This window comes from Pseudorhodoferax soli, from assembly GCF_003337555.1.
GTDB lineage: Bacteria > Pseudomonadota > Gammaproteobacteria > Burkholderiales > Burkholderiaceae_C > Pseudorhodoferax > Pseudorhodoferax soli.
Map to the genome: position 1 here is coordinate 298,487 of NZ_QPJK01000006.1, position 17,089 is coordinate 315,575.

Genomic DNA, 17,089 nt, shown 5'->3' on the forward strand with positions numbered 1-17,089 from the left:
GTCAAGGCCGCAGACGCGCCAGGAAGAGATCCGTCTCGGCCCGAAAGCCTGGCGCCGCACGCTGCATGTGCGCAAGTGCGTAGTCCACGCTCACGTCACCCGACACCTGGAGGTAGTCCTCGGGCGGTGCGCAGCTGCCGGCCGCGCAAGGCTGTGGCCGGGTTCCATCGCGCAACAGCACGAAGCTCGGAACACGCGTGATGCCAAAGCGGTCGAAAGCCGGTGGATCCACCTGCACGGCAATGGCACGCGTGCCGATCAGCGCTTGCAGCTGCGCGACGGTCTGGCGCAGCGAGCCGTCGGCGAAACCGCGCAGCACCACGCTGGCACCGGCACGTGCCGCCTGGTCGAGCAGCCGCTCCAGCGTCGGCCGCGGAACGGTGAGGCTGATGAAGATGATCAGCCCAGGGCGGCGTTGCAGGCCAGGGAACCCGGTGTGGCTCTCGGTCGTCGCGGCGTAGCCACGCGCGAGCGCCTCCAGATCGGGGACCGGCTGCGTCAGTGGCTTCGGCAGTGCGTCGATGCTGGGCGTCGCCTGCGCTGGGCGCTTAGGGGCGGCCTGCGCATGCACCAGGACCGCGGCCGCCAGCAGATGAGCGCCCACCAGGCTGCCGATCCCAGGCCGGGGCTTTGCCGCGCCCGCTTGGCATGCTCGGCGATCAGTAGCCGACACAGCAGTTCCTTTTGCGAAAGAGCATGAAGCCGAAGTCCTCGCCCTGCACCGGATACTCCTTCCCGGCACCCCACAGTGCGGTGGTGCGCCCGAAGGGCTGGCAGCAGCGGCCAGCCTCCTTGGTGGTGTTGGGGATCGGGTACGTGAGCTGGGTCTTGTAGGCCGTCTTGTCCATGACCGGCTCGAAATACGGACCGCACAGCCCGGCCTGGCCGTGCCAGCCCCAGGCGATGAGCTCACGGTGCATCTTGGCCGCCAGCCGCTGCGCGATCAGGGTGGACGTGCGCACGCCGCCCATGTGGTACGGCACACGGCCATTCATGGGGTGGACGCTGCCCTGGCAGCCGGCGCACCAGAACAGCTCACGGATGCCGAAGCCGGCCGTGGCCGCCACGCAATCGGCCGCGCAGGACGCCACGGCCACCGGGTTGGCGAACAGCATGGCGTCGGGGTGCAGGATCAGGCTCAGTTCGTCGTCGGCCCACAGGGGATCGACCTCGGTCAGGTACGCGAGGTCGAAAGAGCCCTGTTCCAGGCACGGAAAGTCCGTGACGACGGCCAGGTAGTGGAGGATGGGGTTCGTGTACCAGTGCGCCTGGTAGAAGCTGCCACCGTCGCCGTCGCCCTCGGCGCGTGTGAAGCGGGCCGCCTCGGGCGCAGGCAAGCCAGGATTGAGGTCGATCCCGCCCAGCGCGCTCAGGCAGAACGGCTTGCGCACCACCTCCACATGCCGGGCCGGCTCCCAGAAGCCGACCGACAGGCCGATGACCGGGTTGGCGCCGCAGGTGCACAGCGGGCTGGGCGGGTTGTCCAGGTCTTCCTGGTCGCCGAAGTTGCCGATGCGCGCGCCGCCGATGCTGATGGGCAGGATGCAGCTCCAGCAGATGTCGGTGATCGGGTTCGGGAAGCGGCCCGTGCAGGTGGTGGCCGCTGCGCGGCCTGCAGCGATGGCCAGCACCATCGCCACGAGCACGTGCAACCATCGGGGCAACGGCGGGTGGGTCATGGCTGCACCGCCAGCTCGTCGACGCGCAGGAATCGGCCATCCTGGGAAACGAGTGCTGGCACCTGGGCGATGCCCAGTCGGCGCGTGAGGAGGCCGAGCTGGTCATAGAAGACGTGCACCTGCCAGGCTTGCGTCAGGTCCATGTACGAGCCACCGGTCAGGATGGGCTTGAACTTGCCGGGCATCTGGACCATCAGGCCCCGTGCCTGGCGGACCTGGCGCGGATCGCGGGCGTCGAAGAACAGCAACTGCCGCGACAGCGCCACCACGTCCAGCGGGTTCGCGCGCGTGCCGGCGGCGAAGAGAAGTTCGCCCTTTGGGCCGAGGATGTTCTGGGTCAGCGTGATGCTCGGGTCGACATGGAAGCTGCGCGCCGCTGTGGTCGTCCGCACGCCATCGATTGGGGTGGGATGGCGAACCGCCTCGCTGCTGCGCGCACTGGCTTCCTGATCCAACCGGGCCAGTTCGCCGGACAGCCACTTCTCACGCAGCCGCTGTTCGATCATCTGCAGCAGATGGGGCTCGGCGATGCGGTAGGTCGGGCCGATCGTGCCCAAGTCTGCAGCGATGCATGCGGTTGCCACCAACTGCGTGGCGCACAGGGCGGCAGTGCAGATCCGGCGGTTCATGGCGCCACCTGCGCGTTGCAGTCCATCTGCGCGACGAGCCGCAAGCGTGTCGCGTCGTCATGCGTGGCCACGGCGCGTACCAGGCCCATCAGCAACGGATCGCCGCCATCGCGCGCCAGGGCCCGCCGCAGCGCCGTGGCGTCCAAGGCGAGGCCGCAGCGAAGCCGGACGGCGGCAAGGTAGGTCCGTGCGGCCTGTTCGGCCGCCGGCGAGATTTGCCGGAGAAGCGAGAGGTAATCGGCAAGTTGCTGCTCTCCAAACGCCTGCACGTTGTGCGCGGGTGCGCCTTGCGCTGGGCTGGTCTGGGCGGACGCCGGAGGGATCGCGCCCGCGGACGCCAGCAACGCGACGCAGAGATGGTCCGCTCTCATGGCCGGATCCTCAGAACAGCGGCACGACGATGCCGAGCATCTGTTCGGACCTGACAAGGCCGCTTTCGCTGTAGCGCGAGTCGAAACTGTCGGCAGCCATGCCCTGCACGAAGTAATGGTCAGCGGCAATCACCTGGGGCGGGATCGGCGTCAGGGGACGGCGGTCGAATGCGTGCGTCTTGGCCAGGCCGACGGCGTTGCCGTTGACCTGTACGAGCCGGTCCCGCACCGTGACCACGTCGCCTGGCAGCCCGCAGACGCGTTTGAACAAGGGCTGCCCGCGCAGCCCCGGATAGCGCATCTGCCCTGGGCCATCGAAACGGAAGACGATGAGGTCGCCGTGCCGGGGTGGGCCACCGCCGCGCTGCATCCACGCCACGTGGTAGGGCAGGCTGGGGCTCCAGTTGAAGAGCAGTGGCAGCCGCGGTGTGGGGTCAACGAAGAGCCGCACGTAGGCCAAGACCCAGACGGCAAGGATCGGCGCGTAGAGGTACCAGCGTTGGCGCGAATGGGCCAGAAGTCCTGGCAGATCGAAGATCCGGCGGCGCGGTGTTGTCTCTGTGTAGAGACCTGCACTGGCGTTCATGGCAGTCCTACCTTCTGGCGCAAGGCCGGTGTCAGGTTCAGCACATGGGGGCCGCCGATCACCGCCGTCCTCAGCACCACGAGGCAGCCGCACTCCCGGGGCAGTTCGTCCAGCGCGACTGGCAGCCGCTGGGAGAACGCGCGCGCCATCTTGAGTGCCTCCTCGCGCTCTTGCTCGCTGCCGGTTGCGACGAGCAACTGGGTGAACTGCGCCTCCTTGGCGCGGTAGATCTCGGACAGGTCCACGGCGCCGATGGCGAGCGCCGGTCGCAGGATCCATCGGTCGTACGCTGCCAAGCTGGCCGCCACAAGCAGGGCGATGGCCCCGAACGCGACCACGTACCGTGGCGTTTGCGAATTCATCGAGCAGTCGCGGCGATGGCGTGCCGGAAGATGGACGCAGGCTGGGGCGCTGCACACAGCTCGTTCGAGCACGTGTGCGCGCGAGTCGCTCTGGGGTGGGCGATGGCCGGGTCGTCGATCTCGTTGTCGACCGCGTGGAGCTTCTGGGAACCGCTTGCGTCGTGCGGCTCGGCCGGGGTGCTACGGTGTGTCGGATCGCAAGGTGCATTGCTCAACATGGCGTCGGTCCTCATGTCGGTTCGATCAGCCCTGATGAACCAGGCTGTGATCGAAGCGTAGGTGCCGGTCTTCGCGGCGTCGAGACGCAATAGGCAGTAGAAACAGCGGGCTTTCGCACCTAGTTCCGTGGTCTTGCCAGGGCGGGCTTGCCGTTCTCCCCATGGTTGCCCCTGCCGGCGATGCATGGGCTTGCTGCGAGGCGGCAGTTGAATGGCCGACCGCTCGGTGCACCATGTCTTTTCTGCAGGTGCCGCAGGGTTTTGCGGGCAGCAGGTCGTGTGAACCCGACCGATTGCTTTGCGCCGGCTGGATCGCCCTGCCGCTACCGCACGTCCAATGCTTCAGGAGTGGAATTCGAGAGCCTGCCGGCCATGGGCGTCGAAGCGCATGGGCTGTGGTCAGGCTGCTGCCGGCTCAGCACTGCAGCCGGGTGATGACGGCGAATCCACCCGCACGGAGCATGGCCTGCCGGCCCTCTGGCAGCCATGTGCTGCCTATCGGGTGCCCGCTGGTTGGGATGGTGCAGCCAATAGAGGCGGCAACCTTATCGCTCCAAGCCATAGTGGGTCAGCACCAGGTTGAACTCTTGCCTGGTGATGTCGGCGCGCTGCCTCAAGCGTGCCCGGATGGAGACAGCCAGGCTGCGGCGCATGCGGCGACACTTTCCAGATAGGGCCGCATGACGTTGGCCACGCGGTCCACCCTGGCGTGGTGCCAGAGAGCATCCATCGCCAACTTGTGTTGCGACCATCCATCGTGCAGCGCTTCAGTGCAACGTCCAGGCCGACCTTGTTGCGGTACCTGAAGCAGTCGACCACCGTCTTGGCCGCGTTGAACACGGGGACATCCACGCCGTCGATCTGGACTCGCTCGATGCCATCGGCCAGCGCCGCCCCCTGACATCCGCACCACGCGCAGGGCGGGCTGGTCCAGCCGGGGTGTGGGCGAGTGATGGGGAATCGCCATCCAGACCTCCAAAGGTGCTTGCGTGCCGATGCCATGGACGCGCAGTGCCGACAGCAGGCACTCCACACCGCGCGGCACGCGCAGGGCCACCTCGGCCAGCGACCGATGCTCGCTGAGCGCACGTCCAGGCAGGCTGTAGACGCCGCGGGCGACCCGCTCAAGCTTGCCGGCTGCAAGCAGCCTGCTGAGCAACACCGTCGGCAGGCCTTGCCAGCCAGGTCACGCGCGCGCAGCAGTGGCCGGCGTCCGGCGAGCGCCAGCACTGCTTGTTGGAGCGTCGGGCTTGATCCCGTGTCCGAAGATCGTTGCAATATCTAGTCGTTTGTCAATAAATGGCCAGGAACAGAAACACATGCGGATGGGAGGTGCGCCAGACCTTGCGCGTACGTCCGGATGCGCACGACCGGTCACAGCGACAGTCCTCGTTGGCGCAGCAGCTCGCCGATGGCCTCGTCGATCGACAGGCCCTGCGCACGCAAGGCATCGATCGGCGCGTTGTCCTCCAGCTTGTTGGAAAACAGCAGGTGCGTTGCCGGGTCCAGGATGTTGCGGGCCACCCCTTCGCCGACAGGCGAGGAGATGTACAGCTCGGAAAAAGCGCCCGCCTCGGTGCGCAATGAACCCAGCAGTCGCTTCTTGGGCTCGTCCATGGACAGGCGCCCCTTGCGGTCCAGCATCTCGATCGATTCTGGCTTCTGCCGCAGGAGGAACACCCAGTCGGAACAGTTGAAGGCCGCCTCCATCTGGGCCGAGCCGTAGTAGTCGTCTGCGCTCTGCGTCCCCGTCCCCAGCGCCCCCCCATACTTGCGTGCACGCCTGGCCGCCTCCTCGACGACGGCTGCCTTGACCGGGTCGTCGGCGCCGATGTCGCCCAGCTGCTGCTTGAGCTCGTCGATGAAGAGCACCTTGCGCCGATCGCGGGTGAGGTACATCTCGCCCGTAATCTGGTGCAGCAGCAGGATGTTGACCACGGCGTGCAGGTCCGGGCGCCGCTTGAGTTCCTCGTTCTCGATGACGATGAAGTCGTTGCTGAAGTCGACATTGGCATGGCCCTCGAAGTAGCGCTCGTACTGACCGCCGCGCGCGTAAGGGTTCAGCATGATGGCCAGGTCCTTGATGCGCTGGTCGTTGACGATGCCGAGTTCCGGGATCGAGCCGGTCTTGAAGGCGTCGCGCAGCGCCGTGATGGTCAGGTCCTGCCCGTGGCTGCGCCACAGCTGCAGCACCATGGCGGAGATCGCCTTGTACTGGACCTCCTGGAGCTGGTGCTGCATCGAGGCCATCTTGGCGATGCCGGGCACCAGCATGTCGATGTCTTCATGGATGTCCCGCACGATCGTGAACGGGTTGAGGCAGATCTTCACATCCGGCCGGAACTCGATGTAGGTGCCGCGCGCCTTGCGGCACAGCTTCTCGAAGCTGCGGCCCAGGTCCAGCATCCAGACCTTGGCCCCGATGGCGCGGTAGGACCAGGCCATCTCGTTCATGAGCACCGACTTGCCCGAGCCGGGCGCGCCGATGATCGCGAAGTTGTAGTTGCCCAGGTCGTTGTCGAACAGGTCCAGCGTCATGAGCTGGCCACGCCGGCCACCGAACACCAGGGCAGGCGTGCGGGTGCCGCGCCATTCCGCGATGAGTGGGGCCATGTGGATCGCGTTGGTGATCAGCTTGCGCGTGACACGGCGCATCTTGGCCAAGTCCTTGTGCATGCGTGGGCTCAGTGTCATGGGCAGGCTGGCGAGCAGGGCCTGGCGGTGCATGTAGGTGTCGGCATTGAGCTGAAAACCGCGGGCACGCCAGATCGCGTTCGCCGCCTCATGGGCTGCGGCAGCCTTCTCCGGGCGCGAGAAGATCGCCAGCTGGTGGTACATGCTGACCAGGCCACCGCCCTTGTCGATGGCGTTGGCCGCGGCCGACCAGTCGTCCAGCTTCTTGCGCACATCGGGCATCACATCGGCCATCTTGGAGCGCGCGTTCTGCGTTGCGCGCACGTGGTTGGCCGTCACGACCGACTTGGTGGCGTTCGGATCCAGCATGTGCACGCCCAGCGTGATCAGGAAGGGCGCGCTGTACTGCAGCGCCGGCTGCATGAGGTCGCCGATCAAGGAGCCCATCTGCCACAGGGCAAACTCTTCCGGGAAGCTCTTGATGCTGTAGAAGCGCGCTTCGAGCACCTCCTGGCTGGTCTCCTTCCACAGTGTCAGCCCAGTGGGGTGCGGGTCCTGGATGGTGTCGAAGTCCACGATCTGGTCGCGGATCTCGCGCCCGTCGTCGTAGTGCAATTGGCGGTCGTCGTCGAAGTTGAGGTCCGGATGGTCGGAATGCGCGATGCGGTCGGGGTTCGTGAAGAGTGCGCACCAGTTGATGAGGGCGGTGGCGTCGCAGACGCGGTTGGGCAGCATGGCCGAACGCAGCGTGGCGCCGATGGAGTCGCGCAGGTTGAGCAGGGCCTCCCTCTGGCCGAGGTCCTCGGCATTTCCGGGAACCGTCAGGCTCAGCATGAGCCGGAAATCCCGCAGGGTGTAGTGAAAGCCCGCCGTGAGCGATTCCTGGGTGCCGCGCAGCAGGTGCTGCACACGCTGGCGCGCCAGCTTGCGGAACAGGTTCTCGTCGGGGACGGGGTGCCCCCAGGGCTTGGCGCGCTCGGCCTGGTCGGCGTCCTCCACGCGCAGGTTGGTGTACTGGCGCAGCTGCTGGCGCACGTGCGGAGACGCGAAGAGGTGGAACTGCAGGCCGGTCGCGGGAGGGCAGTTCGCGTACAGGGAGACGAGGACCTCCGCCATGCGTTCGTCCGCGCCCGCCTGGGGCATGACCTCCAGCATGAAGCCCATGCCGTCGCGGTTGACGAAGATGCACTCCTGCGCCAGGTAGCCGGAGTAGGGCAGCCAACCGGCGAACTGTTCGGAGGGCGATGGCGCCTCGGTGGTCCAGGGCCAGAGCCGATGTTCGCCAGCAGGGCGGGGAGTGGAAGCTGCCTGCATGGCGTCCTCAGGGATGCTGGCCGGGAACGGCCATGGGGCGGTTGAAGCTGGGAAAGCTGCCAAAGGGCGAGGCACCAGAGCCGCGCGGCAGTCCATCGGCTGCGGGCTCGGCGGCAGCACCCGGCACAGCCGTCGGCGCGGCGGCGTCCGGCGCCGCAGCAGGCGGTGGCCGCAGCGGCTGGTGGCGGTCGCGAATCCGCTGGCGCACATGTTCGAGCTGCCAGCGTCCGCCGTCGACCTGGACGTAGACATAGCCCTGGTCCCAGAGGTCCCCGTCGGCGTCCTCCCAAGGTTTCGTCCACAGGCGCAGCACGCGCGCGGGTGATCGCAGCGGGGCGCCGGCCCCGCCTTCCCTGATGGCGTCGGCCAGGCCGGGGCTGGCCGGCACGGGGCGCGGCGGCGTACCGTCCCCGTTGGCAGCCGATGCGCTTTCGGCTGATGCGGCGGATGCGGCCGCCTGCCTTGCGGTGGATGCGGAGGGCGCGCCGCGTTGGCTGGGCAGCTTGTCGTGCACGGCATTCGCGTAGGTGCCCGAGACCGAGTCGCAGGCCACACCGTCAGGCGCCGCGCACGCGTACCTGGAGCCGCCGTCCAGCCCCGACATGTTGACGCAGCCGGCCAGGGGCACACCCAGCATCAGCAGGTGGCGGATCACGGCTGCCACTCCAGCGTGCGCGGCGCGGCAGCAACGGGTCGTGCGCCTTTTGCAGCGCCCTCCAGGCGGCTCAGGATGACGCTGCGGTCGATGTAGCCGTCGGTCCGGCTGCCATCGGACCAGATCAAGGTCGGTGTGCCGTTGACGCGCAGAGACCGCGCCAGCGAGAGATTGCGCCCGACCGGGTGTTCACAGTGCGCGTTCGGCCGCTGTGCGCTAGCGTCTCCGCGCAGCATCCACTGGTGCCAGGCCTCATTGCGTTCGTCGGCGCACCAGATCGCCACGGGACGCGCCTCCCCCAGGAAAGGGACCAGAAAGGTGTGGACCGTGACGTCCTCCACCGTGGCGAGTTCGGCCTCCAGCCGTTTGCAGAAGCCGCAGTTCGGGTCGCTGAACACCGCGACATGGCGTGTGCCGTTGCCGCGCCGCACCGTGATCGCGTCGGCCAGCGGAAGCTGGTCGAAGGCCACCGACGGCGCGTCGGCCTGCTGTACGGTCGCAGGGGCGGTATCCGAGGTGGCGTGTCCCTCGCCCGCCCGCTGCGCGAGCTTCGGCCCGGTGAGGTCGCGCATGGCCTGGGTGTCGAACAGGCGGCCAAAAAGGAAAATGCGCGGGTTGGCGGAAGCGACGTAGGCCACGTTGCCGTTCATCCAGACCTCGTAGAGTCCGGGCACCTCGGTCGTCGCGACTTCGTTGAACCGGGTTCCAGGATGGGCGGCGCGCAGGGTGGCGAGCAGGCGGGCCGCATCGGCATCGGCTGCCGCCGGCAGGGCTGCGAGGAGAGAGGCGGTCAAGGCCAGGGCGGCCGGGTACCGGCGGACCGGGCGGCTGCGTTCAATAGCTTTGGTCATCGGTCGGCTCCTGGTATCGGCTGTCGGCTGCGCCGGCGCGGCGCATGCCGGTTTGGGCGATCGCGGTCATCGGCGCCTCGATGCGCACGCCCTTCGTGATCACGACGTCGATCTGACGGGCCGCATCGACCTCGATCACAGGGAAGGTGTTTTCGGCCAGCTTGATGTAGTACTGCGCGAGGCGGTCCAGCGCCTTGCCGACGCCGCTGCCCAGGCCGGCGCGGTAGGCGTCGGCGTTGCTGTCGGTGCTCGCGACCGTGCCCAGCGGCGAGTTGCTGTAGCTCGTGTTCGCCGTCGCCAGACCCTGTCCGATGCCACTGACCACGCCTGCGAGCAGTGCGTTGGCCAGCATCTGGCCTTGCTTGGTGACAAGGCGTCCGCGCATGCCGACCTTGCCGTCCTCGCCGTACACCGTTCCCTGGATGCGCACTTCCAGCGTGGCGCCGTCGGCCCGCACGCAGGACAGGCTCTCGGTGCGCAGGTAGGCGCGTTCGGAGCTGATGTCACCATAGCCGGCGGCGACGACGAAGCACTCGCGGTACTCGCCACGGAACTGGTTGGGCAGCACGCTGTTGTCCGATAGCCGAATCAGGACGGGATGCGGGTTGGACTGGGACTGGCCTCCGGTCGGGGCGTCCAGGCCGCCCAACAAGATGCCGCGCGTGAAGCTGACGGGCAGGAAGGTGGCGATGGTCTGAGGCGACCCACCGCGGCTACGCTCCGCATCGGTGCTCTTGCTCGCACCGGAGGCGTTGGAAGAAGGAGCATGGCGGTCGACCAACGAGACCCGTGCGATGGTCGGCACCGGCGGCTCGGTGCGCGCCGCAGACGCGGGAAGCTGCAGCGGCGGCGGCGCGGCGCCGGATGCCGGTTGCATGGGCCTGGCCGGCAGCGCCGCCGCTGGCGGCATGGTAATCGGGGTTGCGGGAGTTCCGGACTGTGCTGGCGCCGGCGTCGGCGTCGGCGTCGGCATCGCGGGCGGCGCGGTTGCGGGCCCGCGGGTCAGGCGCTGTTCGATCTCCGCGAACCGCTGCATGGTGCGCGACTCGAACGCCTGGCGGTCCTTGTTGAGCCGGCCTTGCTCCTCTCGCTCGGACTCGTACTGGGCCAGCTTGCGGCCAGCCTGGCCGACCCACTGGTCGAGCGCCGTGACCTGGCCTCCGGGGGGCATCACGCCCATGTTGGTCACGCCGCCCGCATGCGTGGCCTCCTGGCCGGCGCTGCGCTTCGATGGTGCGTCCTCGGACAGGGCGAAGACGATCCACAGCAGCGCGATGCCACCCGCGACGATGGCGCCCAGCAGGACGAATTGGCGCTGACGTGGAGAAAGACGCCCGAGCAGGCCCTCACTGGAGCGCGGGCGGCGCAAAGGATGCGGGCCGGCAGGCGGCTGGTGGTCTGTCATTCGGCGCCCTCGCGACGCAACACGTAGACGCTCGTGGCCTCTCCTGGCGCCAGGTTGTGGTGCTCGATGGCGATCCCTGCGATTTCGCCGTTCTCCCGTCCTGCGGGACGGTCGAACTCCTGCTCCGCAAGGACCATCGGTGCGGCACCGATGTTCTGGAGCGCGTACTTCTCCCCGACGAATCCCCGGCCTTCGTACCGTCGCGCGAGGGTGAAGCGGGTCTGCGCCCAGAGCTGCAGCGGTCTGTGCGTGTCCTCCACGCGGACGTCCGGCGGAACGCGGTCTGACGCCATCGCCACGAGCAGCGCCTTCATGGTGCGCACGTGGTTCGGCGCTGGACCTGCGGCGAGCGCCTCGCCGGCGGATCGCCGCAGTGCGCGCGGCGTCCTGTCCCGGATCACGATGGTGTCGGCAGGGGTGTCTGCCCGGCGCAGCAGCAGCGTGTAGGTGGCCGTTGCCGAGGACACGAAAAGGTTGATCGGACGCAGGCCATCGCCGACGGGACGCAGGTAGATCTCTCCCTTGTCGCGATCGCAGGCGACGGTCACGTCGCCTGCCGGATTGCTGGGCGGCGTGCCAAGCGGCCCGGTCGCGGAAGGCGCGGACGCGGCGGTGTTGCCTGCACCACCGACGCCGCATTGGCTGGAGTGGATGTTGCCGAACACGTCCGTGATGGCCGCGCCTTCGATGCGGACCCGGGTGGGCTCCCTGCTGGAGACGATGGCCTCCGCGGCGACGCCATCGCGCGCCTCCACGAGCTGCAGTGCCAGTGCAGGGAGACCGCCGCAGCACGCCGCGGCTGCCATCGCTTGCGCAGCGAACTGGGTCGTGCGTCGCCGCCACGGGCGCGGTACCTGCACCGGGCCGCAGCCGGGTCGCCGCGGATGGCCGCTGGGCGGCAGATGCGCCCCGCCTGCGGGCAGGGCCTTACTTGACGGCATAGGCGACCTCCTGGAAACCAAGGACGTGCAGCCGCGCGCCTGCATGGCCGAAGTCGATGCGGTAGGCCTTCAGATCATGGGCCGTCTCGTGGCCGTTCACGAGCGTGCGCAGCCTGCCGCGCACGACAAGCGATTGCTGCTCTTCGCTGGCGACCAACTGCTGGGGCGCGAACGATGTGGCGGCGTTGATGCGCTTGAGCCGCTCCGCCTCCACCTCTTGCCGTGCTTTCAACGCACCGTGCTGCGCCGGGTCCACGTAGCCGAGCAGCATCTCCTTCTTCCATTCGATGGAGTTCGGCGTGACGTCCAGGACCAGCCAGGCGATGAAGCTGCCCATCTGCTCGAGGTATTCGCCGGAGGCCCGGCCGCCTTCCACCCAGAACGTCTTGTTCAGGACGGGGGGCACGACCACGGTCCGAACCGAGCCGAGCAGCATGACGATGGTCGACAGGGCCAGGATCAGGCAGCCCGTCAGTCCACCGATTGCCAGTGCCTGACCCTGGTTGCGCCGGCGCAGGTCGCGCAGGTCGGTGTTGAGGCGGGCGTAGTCCATCTGGCGCCTCCTAGCCCACCATGCGCCGCAGATGGGACGGGGGGGTGGCCTGCATGGAGGTGGCCGGGCTGGTGGGCAGATGCCAGTAGAGCCAATGGATGGCGAAGGACGGATGCTTGTCGGCCTTCAGGCGGGCGATCCACCGGGACAGGGCGACGCCGATGGCCGCACAGAGCGCGAAGGTGGTCTTGCTCGAGGTCAGGTAGCCGACGAAGAACATGAAGAGGACCGGGGCCGCCACGTCGATGTCCCAGAAGCCGATCTTCCAGCTGTCGTCGAGGCGGCGCGGGATGTAGGTATCGGTGCGCATGGGCGTCCTTCGCGCTGTGCGTCAGACGACGGCGCCCATGATGGCGCCCGCGATCACCAGGCCGACGGCGCCGAAGATGGCCATGCCGATGTAGAAGAGCACAGGCCCGAAGTTCCTCAGCGCCGACAGGCTGATGAGGGCGACGACGAAGCCGATGAAGCCCACCAGTGCCTTGATGGCCGGGCCCAGGTCGGCCAGTTGGGTCAAGGCGGACGTCATGGGGCCGGTGATGCCGGTGAACGCCACGAGATCGAGCGCATGTCCGGGCACCGCGACCGCCAGGCCCAGGAGGGCCAGGGCGAACAGACAGAGGCAGCCCACAAGCCTGCGGCCAGGCAGCGGCGCGAACTTGGGCATGCGGGAGACGGTGGTGGCTTGCATGGGCAACTCCTGAAGGTGGGGAAGCGAGTCGGAGAGGGTCACTGAACGGAGACCGGAGGCATGCATGGCATGGCCGTCACGGTGGCCCCTGAGGCACGGCGTCCGGGAACACTGCCGCCCTCGTTGGAGCGCTTGCGGTCGGACGCGCCGCTTGCGTCGCGTGTCCGCTGTGCGCGGACGGGGAGTGCAGAGCTTGTGCGCCCCGGAAGGCCTTGGGCGTTGCGACGGGGCAGGACCGCGCCTCGCACAACCGAAACGAAGCCAGCGCTCCATTGCCCTGCTGCGCGGCACGCCACGAAGGCGTCTGAGGCGCTGCGGCAGGCGGCTCGACTTGCGAGGGGCCGCCCGCGCATCCGATCTGGAGCAGCGGGACCGCGCATGCGACGGCGCGTGCCGGCCATGTGGCGGTCATCATGGCGAGACCCTCACCGCGGTGATGGCGCCGGCAGGGCGCGGCATCGCGCGTGGAACCACTGGTGCGGAAACGATGGCGTCCGCCGGGAGGCTTCGGTACACCTTCCAGGCATAGGTGGCACGTGCGCGTGTGCAGGCCTCGCCCTTGAGCTGGGTGCACGCGGCGTTGTAGGCTCCCACGGCGTCCCAGTTCCTGCCGTGTCGTGCGAACAGATCCGCGAGCAACCAGGCGCCGACCTGCAGGTTGGTGCATGGGTCGAACAGGGCCTCTTCGCCGATGCCATGGCGTGCCAGCATGGGCAGGTGCCGGCTGTTGATCTGCATCAGTCCGATGTCGTAGCTTGCCGTTCGCTCGATGTGGCTGCGGTTGACTGCGGCGGCGTTGAGTCCGGACTCGACGCGCGCAATCGCATGGAGCAGTGCCGCGGCGACGCCGTGCCGCTGGGAGGCAGTCTCCCAACACGGCACCGCGAGGGCAGCGGACACCGGCAGGCAGGCCAGCACAAGGACAGCGCGCATGGCGTGTCCAGGCGCCGAACCTTGGCCGCTGTGCGGCTGCAGGCGGCGGCGTTGGCGGCGCGAGCCGCGCGTCAGCAGATGGGGCCGGGCACGCGCGGTTTGGGACAGACGCTTCATTGCGGCCTCTGCCGAGGTCCATGCCGCGCTCATCCGAGCGGGGCGGTCTTCAAGCGGTGGACAGTGGAGCATGGCGGCGGTCCTTCACGTTCGTTGCAAGCACGCGCAAGAGGGTGCGGCAGGCACGATAAGCGCCTGGTGGCGCGCTGTCGCGCGCGAATCGGCGCTCCTTGTGCGGTCCTTTCGATGCCAGGGTGCACGGGCGCGCCTGCCGCTGGACTGCACGCACGCACTGCGCTGTGCAGGTGCGAGGGGCCGTGCGCGTGAGTCGAGCCATGCCGCGGTCGTCGATGTGTCGGCGCGCTGCTCAGGCCGCCTGGGCCATATGCAGCAGGGCTGTCTGCAATGGCATGCCGCACGCGAAGAGCGTCTGGCCGCCGACGCTGTGCGTCCGTCCCAGGGGCGTGAAGGGGTAGCCGCCTTTGCGCAGGATGCGTTGGATCGCGATCGGTGAGACGCTGACGAGCGCACGTGCATCCCTGCGAGCGGCTTCGCGCATCACAGTGAGCAGCAGGTCCAGCGCCTGCGGGGAGCCCAACGTGTGGCCATCCAGCGGTGCGGCGTCGAGGTCGACCGCGGCGAAGCGCGACAGCTCCCAGGTGGCTTCGTCATGCGGTGCGGGCTGTCCGTCGAGCAGCTGGGGAAAGACCTCAGCCAGCAGGTAAGGCCGTGTCGTGGGCAAGAGCCGGGCGCATCCGCACAGCGAGCCTGTCGTGCTTAGCGCCAGCACATACACCGTGTCGGGTCTGTCGTAGCCGTCCCATTCGGTGTCGCCGCGCGCGTCGGGCAGTGACCAGCCCAGATGCTGCACGAACACACGATGGCGGTAGCGTCCCAGTGCTTGCCGCCGTGATGTGCCGAGTTCCGTTGCGGTTCCAGTGACGTAGTGCATCGCCTCATACCTCCTTTGTGGAGGCCGCATTTCAGAGGCGATGACTGGCGTCTACAAGCTAGTCATTGTGAGAGGTAGCGCTTCTTCACTCGGCCGTGGCGCGTGTCGAGTGAAGAATTTCCCTGCACTCCGGTGTGTTACTGGTGCATGGATTTGTATCTTGTTGTGCAATAGGCTGGTTGGCACTCGGCTGCGCGCCGAGCTGTTTCTGCGGACGGAGGGCACCATGGGGCATTGGGTTGCATCATTGCTGAACGCTCTGGACACGGCCGACTCGGCCGAGGAAGCCTTCGCGGCGATTGCCGACGGTGCAAGGCACTTGGGATTTGAATGGTGTGCGTACGGGGTCGACCGGCCTTTGCCATTCACGCGCATCAATTGCTTCCAGATCAGCAACTACGCGCAGAGCTGGCAGACGCGGTATGCGGAGGCCTGCTACCTGCAGGTCGATCCCACGGTGATGCGTGCAAAGCAGTCCATCGAGCCGATGGTCTGGGCCGACAGCGATCTGCGCGAGGCCCCGCAGTTCTGGGATGAGGCCTCGTCGTTCGGCTTGCGCTATGGCTGGGCACAGTCGTGCATCGACGCGAGCGGGAGGGTCGGCCTGCTGTCCCTGGCACGCGGGAATGAGGCCATCGGGGAGGCGGAGATCAAGTTGAAGGACCCCGAGCTGAGGTGGCTGGCGAACAGGGCCCATACGGCGATGTCGCGCCACCTGGGAGATGGTTCCCAGAGGCGCGTCCCCAAGCTCACGCCGCGTGAGGTCGAGGTCCTGCGTTGGGCGGGAGATGGCAAGAGCGCTCGGCAGACCGCCCAGATCCTGGGCGTGAAGAAGTGCACGGTGGACCTGCATGTGGCCAATGTGCGCCGCAAACTCGGCGCCAACAGCCGGCCTGCCGCGGTGGCGCAGGCAACGGCCAGGGGTTTGCTGCGTTGACGCCGGTCAAGAAAGACAAAGGGGCGCTGGCGCTGGTGGCCCGTCCTGGTGATCCTGCCCGGCAATGACCGGGTCCCCATTGCGGCCTCCCGAGCACGGGCGTGATTGCAGGCGCAACTCAATGACGGAACGACGCCGCGTGTCAGCCGGTGCCGGTGGACGCAGATGGCGATGTCCATGCCAGGTGCAGGGCGTGGGGCAGCATGCACCGCGGCGCGCGGCTGGTTGAAGTGCTGCGTGGGGTCTGTGCGCGCCGCGGCCGGCCCTGGAGGAATGCGGCAATCCTTGGATCCAGGTGGTAGCGCACGAGCATCCTGCAGAAGGGGCATGCGTCGTTCTGGTGCAGCCGACCCAGCGGGATGTCGAGGAACTCGCAACCACATCTGGCGCATGCCGTCATCGCGATGCTGGCGCCGTCCGATGTCCAGAGCCCTGTGACATGGGCAACGAGGTCGAACGCGCGGTCGAAGCCCAGATGCGCGGCCTCTCCATACAGGGCGCGGTACAGCCGATAGGCCGAGAGCAGCCCCTCCGTGATGCAGAAGCCGCTGTTGCGCAGGCGCACGAAGTTCGCTGCCAGCACGGATGCCTCGGCGCGCTCCACCAGCGAGGCGGTCGGAAGCCATTCGCGCGCGTCCGGCGCCCTGCCTCGGGGCGGCTGGCGTTCGTCGTTGAAGAGCAGTTGCAGCAGTTCGCTCTGCCGCAGCCCCGTGAGTTCATGGATCGTCCGCACTCTGGCTCCCAGCACGGCGCACTCCAGGGCCAGGGACAGGGCGCGGATGCGTTGGGTGGCGCGGCACGCCATCGGCGTACCCGCTGTCATGCAGCGGAGCCGGTGGCGGGGACTGCAGGTCGGGCCGCGGCCAGCGTCGCCCGCAGTGCCTCGGGTGCGTCGAGCAGTTCGAGCAGGTCCCGGCGTGGCAGGAACAGCGACTGGTTGCCGATCGAGGCGACCATGGCATGGAGGGCCTGCGGTGTCAGCGCGAGCAGGCGCTGGCCCTGCTCGGCGTTCAGTCCATAGCGCAGGCAGGTGCCCACCGGGTCACGCTCCAGGCCGAGGCGGATCGCCTGCGCCATGTACAGATTCGTCGAGCGCGCGTCCGTGAGCAGCAGCGCCTGGCCGCCGAGCTCCAGCAGGTGCGGGCAGGGCGCGACCGGTACATCGTTTCCCATGGAGGCCTCCTGGTCGGTAGAGATCTGCACCACCAGCATAGGAGGCTTAGGCCGAGGCGGTATAGCTCCGACTTGTGTGAGCTGGGCGGGCGGCCCTGTTGGGCGGTCGGGCCCTTCTGGACGGATGTTCTGGCCCGGCTGGGCGGGT

Annotated in this window: 19 protein-coding genes and 1 pseudogene; 1 reads left to right on the forward strand and 19 read right to left on the reverse strand. The window is 68.0% G+C overall.

All coding sequences use genetic code 11. From position 1 onward, the window contains the following. Position 1: 1 nt before the first annotated feature. The 17 genes and pseudogenes from trbC to DES41_RS21965 all read right to left on the reverse strand — a co-directional run bounded on the left by trbC (position 2) and on the right by DES41_RS21965 (position 14,831). A complete protein-coding gene (gene trbC, locus DES41_RS21875) occupies positions 2–604 on the reverse strand; it encodes a type-F conjugative transfer system pilin assembly protein TrbC (RefSeq protein ID WP_245965817.1) in 603 nt (200 codons plus the stop codon). Between the two features lie 55 nt (positions 605–659). Beyond that, positions 660–1,679, reverse strand: a complete 1,020-nt coding sequence (traU, locus tag DES41_RS21880) for a conjugal transfer pilus assembly protein TraU (RefSeq protein WP_114469782.1) — start codon at positions 1,677–1,679, stop codon at positions 660–662. Beyond that, positions 1,676–2,308: a type-F conjugative transfer system protein TraW gene (traW, locus tag DES41_RS21885; RefSeq protein ID WP_114469783.1), complete on the reverse strand. Its 633-nt coding sequence runs from the start codon at positions 2,306–2,308 to the stop codon at positions 1,676–1,678. The genes traU and traW overlap by 4 nt, the downstream gene beginning before the upstream one ends. Beyond that, a complete protein-coding gene (locus DES41_RS21890) occupies positions 2,305–2,679 on the reverse strand; it encodes a hypothetical protein (RefSeq protein WP_114469784.1) in 375 nt (124 codons plus the stop codon). The genes traW and DES41_RS21890 overlap by 4 nt, the downstream gene beginning before the upstream one ends. A 10-nt stretch (positions 2,680–2,689) precedes the next feature. Beyond that, positions 2,690–3,265 (reverse strand): conjugative transfer signal peptidase TraF, encoded by a 576-nt coding sequence (gene traF, locus DES41_RS21895; RefSeq protein WP_114469785.1) that lies wholly within the window; start codon positions 3,263–3,265, stop codon positions 2,690–2,692. Beyond that, on the reverse strand, positions 3,262–3,627 hold the full coding sequence (locus tag DES41_RS21900) for a hypothetical protein (RefSeq protein ID WP_114469786.1): 366 nt from the start codon (positions 3,625–3,627) through the stop codon (positions 3,262–3,264). Before DES41_RS21900 ends, traF begins: the two co-directional genes overlap by 4 nt. A gap of 831 nt (positions 3,628–4,458) precedes the next feature. Continuing rightward, a pseudogene (locus DES41_RS39190) lies at positions 4,459–5,123 on the reverse strand (type IV toxin-antitoxin system AbiEi family antitoxin domain-containing protein). Positions 5,124–5,219: 96 nt separating this feature from the next. Continuing rightward, positions 5,220–7,793, reverse strand: coding sequence for a type IV secretion system protein TraC (gene traC, locus DES41_RS21920; protein WP_114469788.1), 2,574 nt, complete (start codon positions 7,791–7,793; stop codon positions 5,220–5,222). Between the two features lie 7 nt (positions 7,794–7,800). Beyond that, on the reverse strand, positions 7,801–8,448 hold the full coding sequence (gene traV / locus DES41_RS21925; RefSeq protein WP_245965818.1) for a type IV conjugative transfer system lipoprotein TraV: 648 nt from the start codon (positions 8,446–8,448) through the stop codon (positions 7,801–7,803). Further along, entirely contained in the window at positions 8,445–9,299 is an 855-nt protein-coding gene (locus DES41_RS21930; protein ID WP_114469789.1) for a DsbC family protein, read from the reverse strand. Before DES41_RS21930 ends, traV begins: the two co-directional genes overlap by 4 nt. Continuing rightward, positions 9,283–10,704: a TraB/TrbI/VirB10 family type IV secretion system protein gene (locus tag DES41_RS21935; protein WP_114469790.1), complete on the reverse strand. Its 1,422-nt coding sequence runs from the start codon at positions 10,702–10,704 to the stop codon at positions 9,283–9,285. Before DES41_RS21935 ends, DES41_RS21930 begins: the two co-directional genes overlap by 17 nt. Next, positions 10,701–11,510 carry a type-F conjugative transfer system secretin TraK gene (locus DES41_RS21940; RefSeq protein ID WP_245965819.1) on the reverse strand — a complete coding sequence of 270 codons (810 nt, stop codon included), beginning with the start codon at positions 11,508–11,510 and terminating at the stop codon, positions 10,701–10,703. Before DES41_RS21940 ends, DES41_RS21935 begins: the two co-directional genes overlap by 4 nt. Positions 11,511–11,631: 121 nt before the next feature. Continuing rightward, positions 11,632–12,198 carry a type IV conjugative transfer system protein TraE gene (traE, locus tag DES41_RS21945; RefSeq protein WP_114469792.1) on the reverse strand — a complete coding sequence of 189 codons (567 nt, stop codon included), beginning with the start codon at positions 12,196–12,198 and terminating at the stop codon, positions 11,632–11,634. A gap of 10 nt (positions 12,199–12,208) precedes the next feature. Further along, a complete protein-coding gene (gene traL, locus DES41_RS21950; RefSeq protein WP_114469793.1) occupies positions 12,209–12,508 on the reverse strand; it encodes a type IV conjugative transfer system protein TraL in 300 nt (99 codons plus the stop codon). A 21-nt stretch (positions 12,509–12,529) separates the two neighbouring features. After that, complete coding sequence (locus tag DES41_RS21955; protein WP_114469794.1) at positions 12,530–12,889, reverse strand: hypothetical protein; 360 nt, start codon at positions 12,887–12,889, stop codon at positions 12,530–12,532. Positions 12,890–13,300: 411 nt separating this feature from the next. Next, a complete protein-coding gene (locus tag DES41_RS21960; protein WP_114470018.1) occupies positions 13,301–13,822 on the reverse strand; it encodes a lytic transglycosylase domain-containing protein in 522 nt (173 codons plus the stop codon). A gap of 424 nt (positions 13,823–14,246) precedes the next feature. After that, the gene (locus DES41_RS21965) at positions 14,247–14,831 is read right to left on the reverse strand and encodes an acyl-homoserine-lactone synthase (RefSeq protein ID WP_114469795.1); all 585 of its coding nucleotides are present in this window, start codon (positions 14,829–14,831) and stop codon (positions 14,247–14,249) included. Positions 14,832–15,057: 226 nt separating this feature from the next. On the opposite strand from DES41_RS21965, the gene DES41_RS21970 reads away from it, so the two are divergent. Then, complete coding sequence (locus tag DES41_RS21970) at positions 15,058–15,768, forward strand: LuxR family transcriptional regulator (protein ID WP_170168251.1); 711 nt, start codon at positions 15,058–15,060, stop codon at positions 15,766–15,768. A 142-nt stretch (positions 15,769–15,910) separates the two neighbouring features. Here DES41_RS21970 and DES41_RS21975 read toward each other — a convergent pair whose 3' ends face one another. Both DES41_RS21975 and DES41_RS21980 read right to left on the reverse strand, forming a co-directional pair. Next, a complete protein-coding gene (locus DES41_RS21975; protein ID WP_170168252.1) occupies positions 15,911–16,573 on the reverse strand; it encodes a FlhC family transcriptional regulator in 663 nt (220 codons plus the stop codon). A gap of 14 nt (positions 16,574–16,587) precedes the next feature. After that, complete coding sequence (locus DES41_RS21980) at positions 16,588–16,941, reverse strand: hypothetical protein (protein WP_114470019.1); 354 nt, start codon at positions 16,939–16,941, stop codon at positions 16,588–16,590. Positions 16,942–17,089: the final 148 nt, after the last annotated feature.

Excerpts from the sequence above, each read along its gene's own strand:
- traU (WP_114469782.1), bottom strand. The coding sequence starts at position 1,679 with ATGACCCACCCGCCGTTGCCCCGATGGTTGCACGTGCTCGTGGCGATG.
- traW (WP_114469783.1), bottom strand. The coding sequence starts at position 2,308 with ATGAACCGCCGGATCTGCACTGCCGCCCTGTGCGCCACGCAGTTGGTG.
- DES41_RS21890 (WP_114469784.1), bottom strand. The coding sequence starts at position 2,679 with ATGAGAGCGGACCATCTCTGCGTCGCGTTGCTGGCGTCCGCGGGCGCG.
- traF (WP_114469785.1), bottom strand. The coding sequence starts at position 3,265 with ATGAACGCCAGTGCAGGTCTCTACACAGAGACAACACCGCGCCGCCGG.
- DES41_RS21900 (WP_114469786.1), bottom strand. The coding sequence starts at position 3,627 with ATGAATTCGCAAACGCCACGGTACGTGGTCGCGTTCGGGGCCATCGCC.
- traC (WP_114469788.1), bottom strand. The coding sequence starts at position 7,793 with ATGCAGGCAGCTTCCACTCCCCGCCCTGCTGGCGAACATCGGCTCTGG.
- DES41_RS21930 (WP_114469789.1), bottom strand. The coding sequence starts at position 9,299 with ATGACCAAAGCTATTGAACGCAGCCGCCCGGTCCGCCGGTACCCGGCC.
- DES41_RS21935 (WP_114469790.1), bottom strand. The coding sequence starts at position 10,704 with ATGACAGACCACCAGCCGCCTGCCGGCCCGCATCCTTTGCGCCGCCCG.
- DES41_RS21940 (WP_245965819.1), bottom strand. The coding sequence starts at position 11,510 with ATGGCAGCCGCGGCGTGCTGCGGCGGTCTCCCTGCACTGGCACTGCAG.
- traE (WP_114469792.1), bottom strand. The coding sequence starts at position 12,198 with ATGGACTACGCCCGCCTCAACACCGACCTGCGCGACCTGCGCCGGCGC.
- traL (WP_114469793.1), bottom strand. The coding sequence starts at position 12,508 with ATGCGCACCGATACCTACATCCCGCGCCGCCTCGACGACAGCTGGAAG.
- DES41_RS21955 (WP_114469794.1), bottom strand. The coding sequence starts at position 12,889 with ATGCAAGCCACCACCGTCTCCCGCATGCCCAAGTTCGCGCCGCTGCCT.
- DES41_RS21960 (WP_114470018.1), bottom strand. The coding sequence starts at position 13,822 with ATGCGCGCTGTCCTTGTGCTGGCCTGCCTGCCGGTGTCCGCTGCCCTC.
- DES41_RS21965 (WP_114469795.1), bottom strand. The coding sequence starts at position 14,831 with ATGCACTACGTCACTGGAACCGCAACGGAACTCGGCACATCACGGCGG.
- DES41_RS21970 (WP_170168251.1), top strand. The coding sequence starts at position 15,058 with ATGGGGCATTGGGTTGCATCATTGCTGAACGCTCTGGACACGGCCGAC.
- DES41_RS21975 (WP_170168252.1), bottom strand. The coding sequence starts at position 16,573 with ATGGCGTGCCGCGCCACCCAACGCATCCGCGCCCTGTCCCTGGCCCTG.
- DES41_RS21980 (WP_114470019.1), bottom strand. The coding sequence starts at position 16,941 with ATGGGAAACGATGTACCGGTCGCGCCCTGCCCGCACCTGCTGGAGCTC.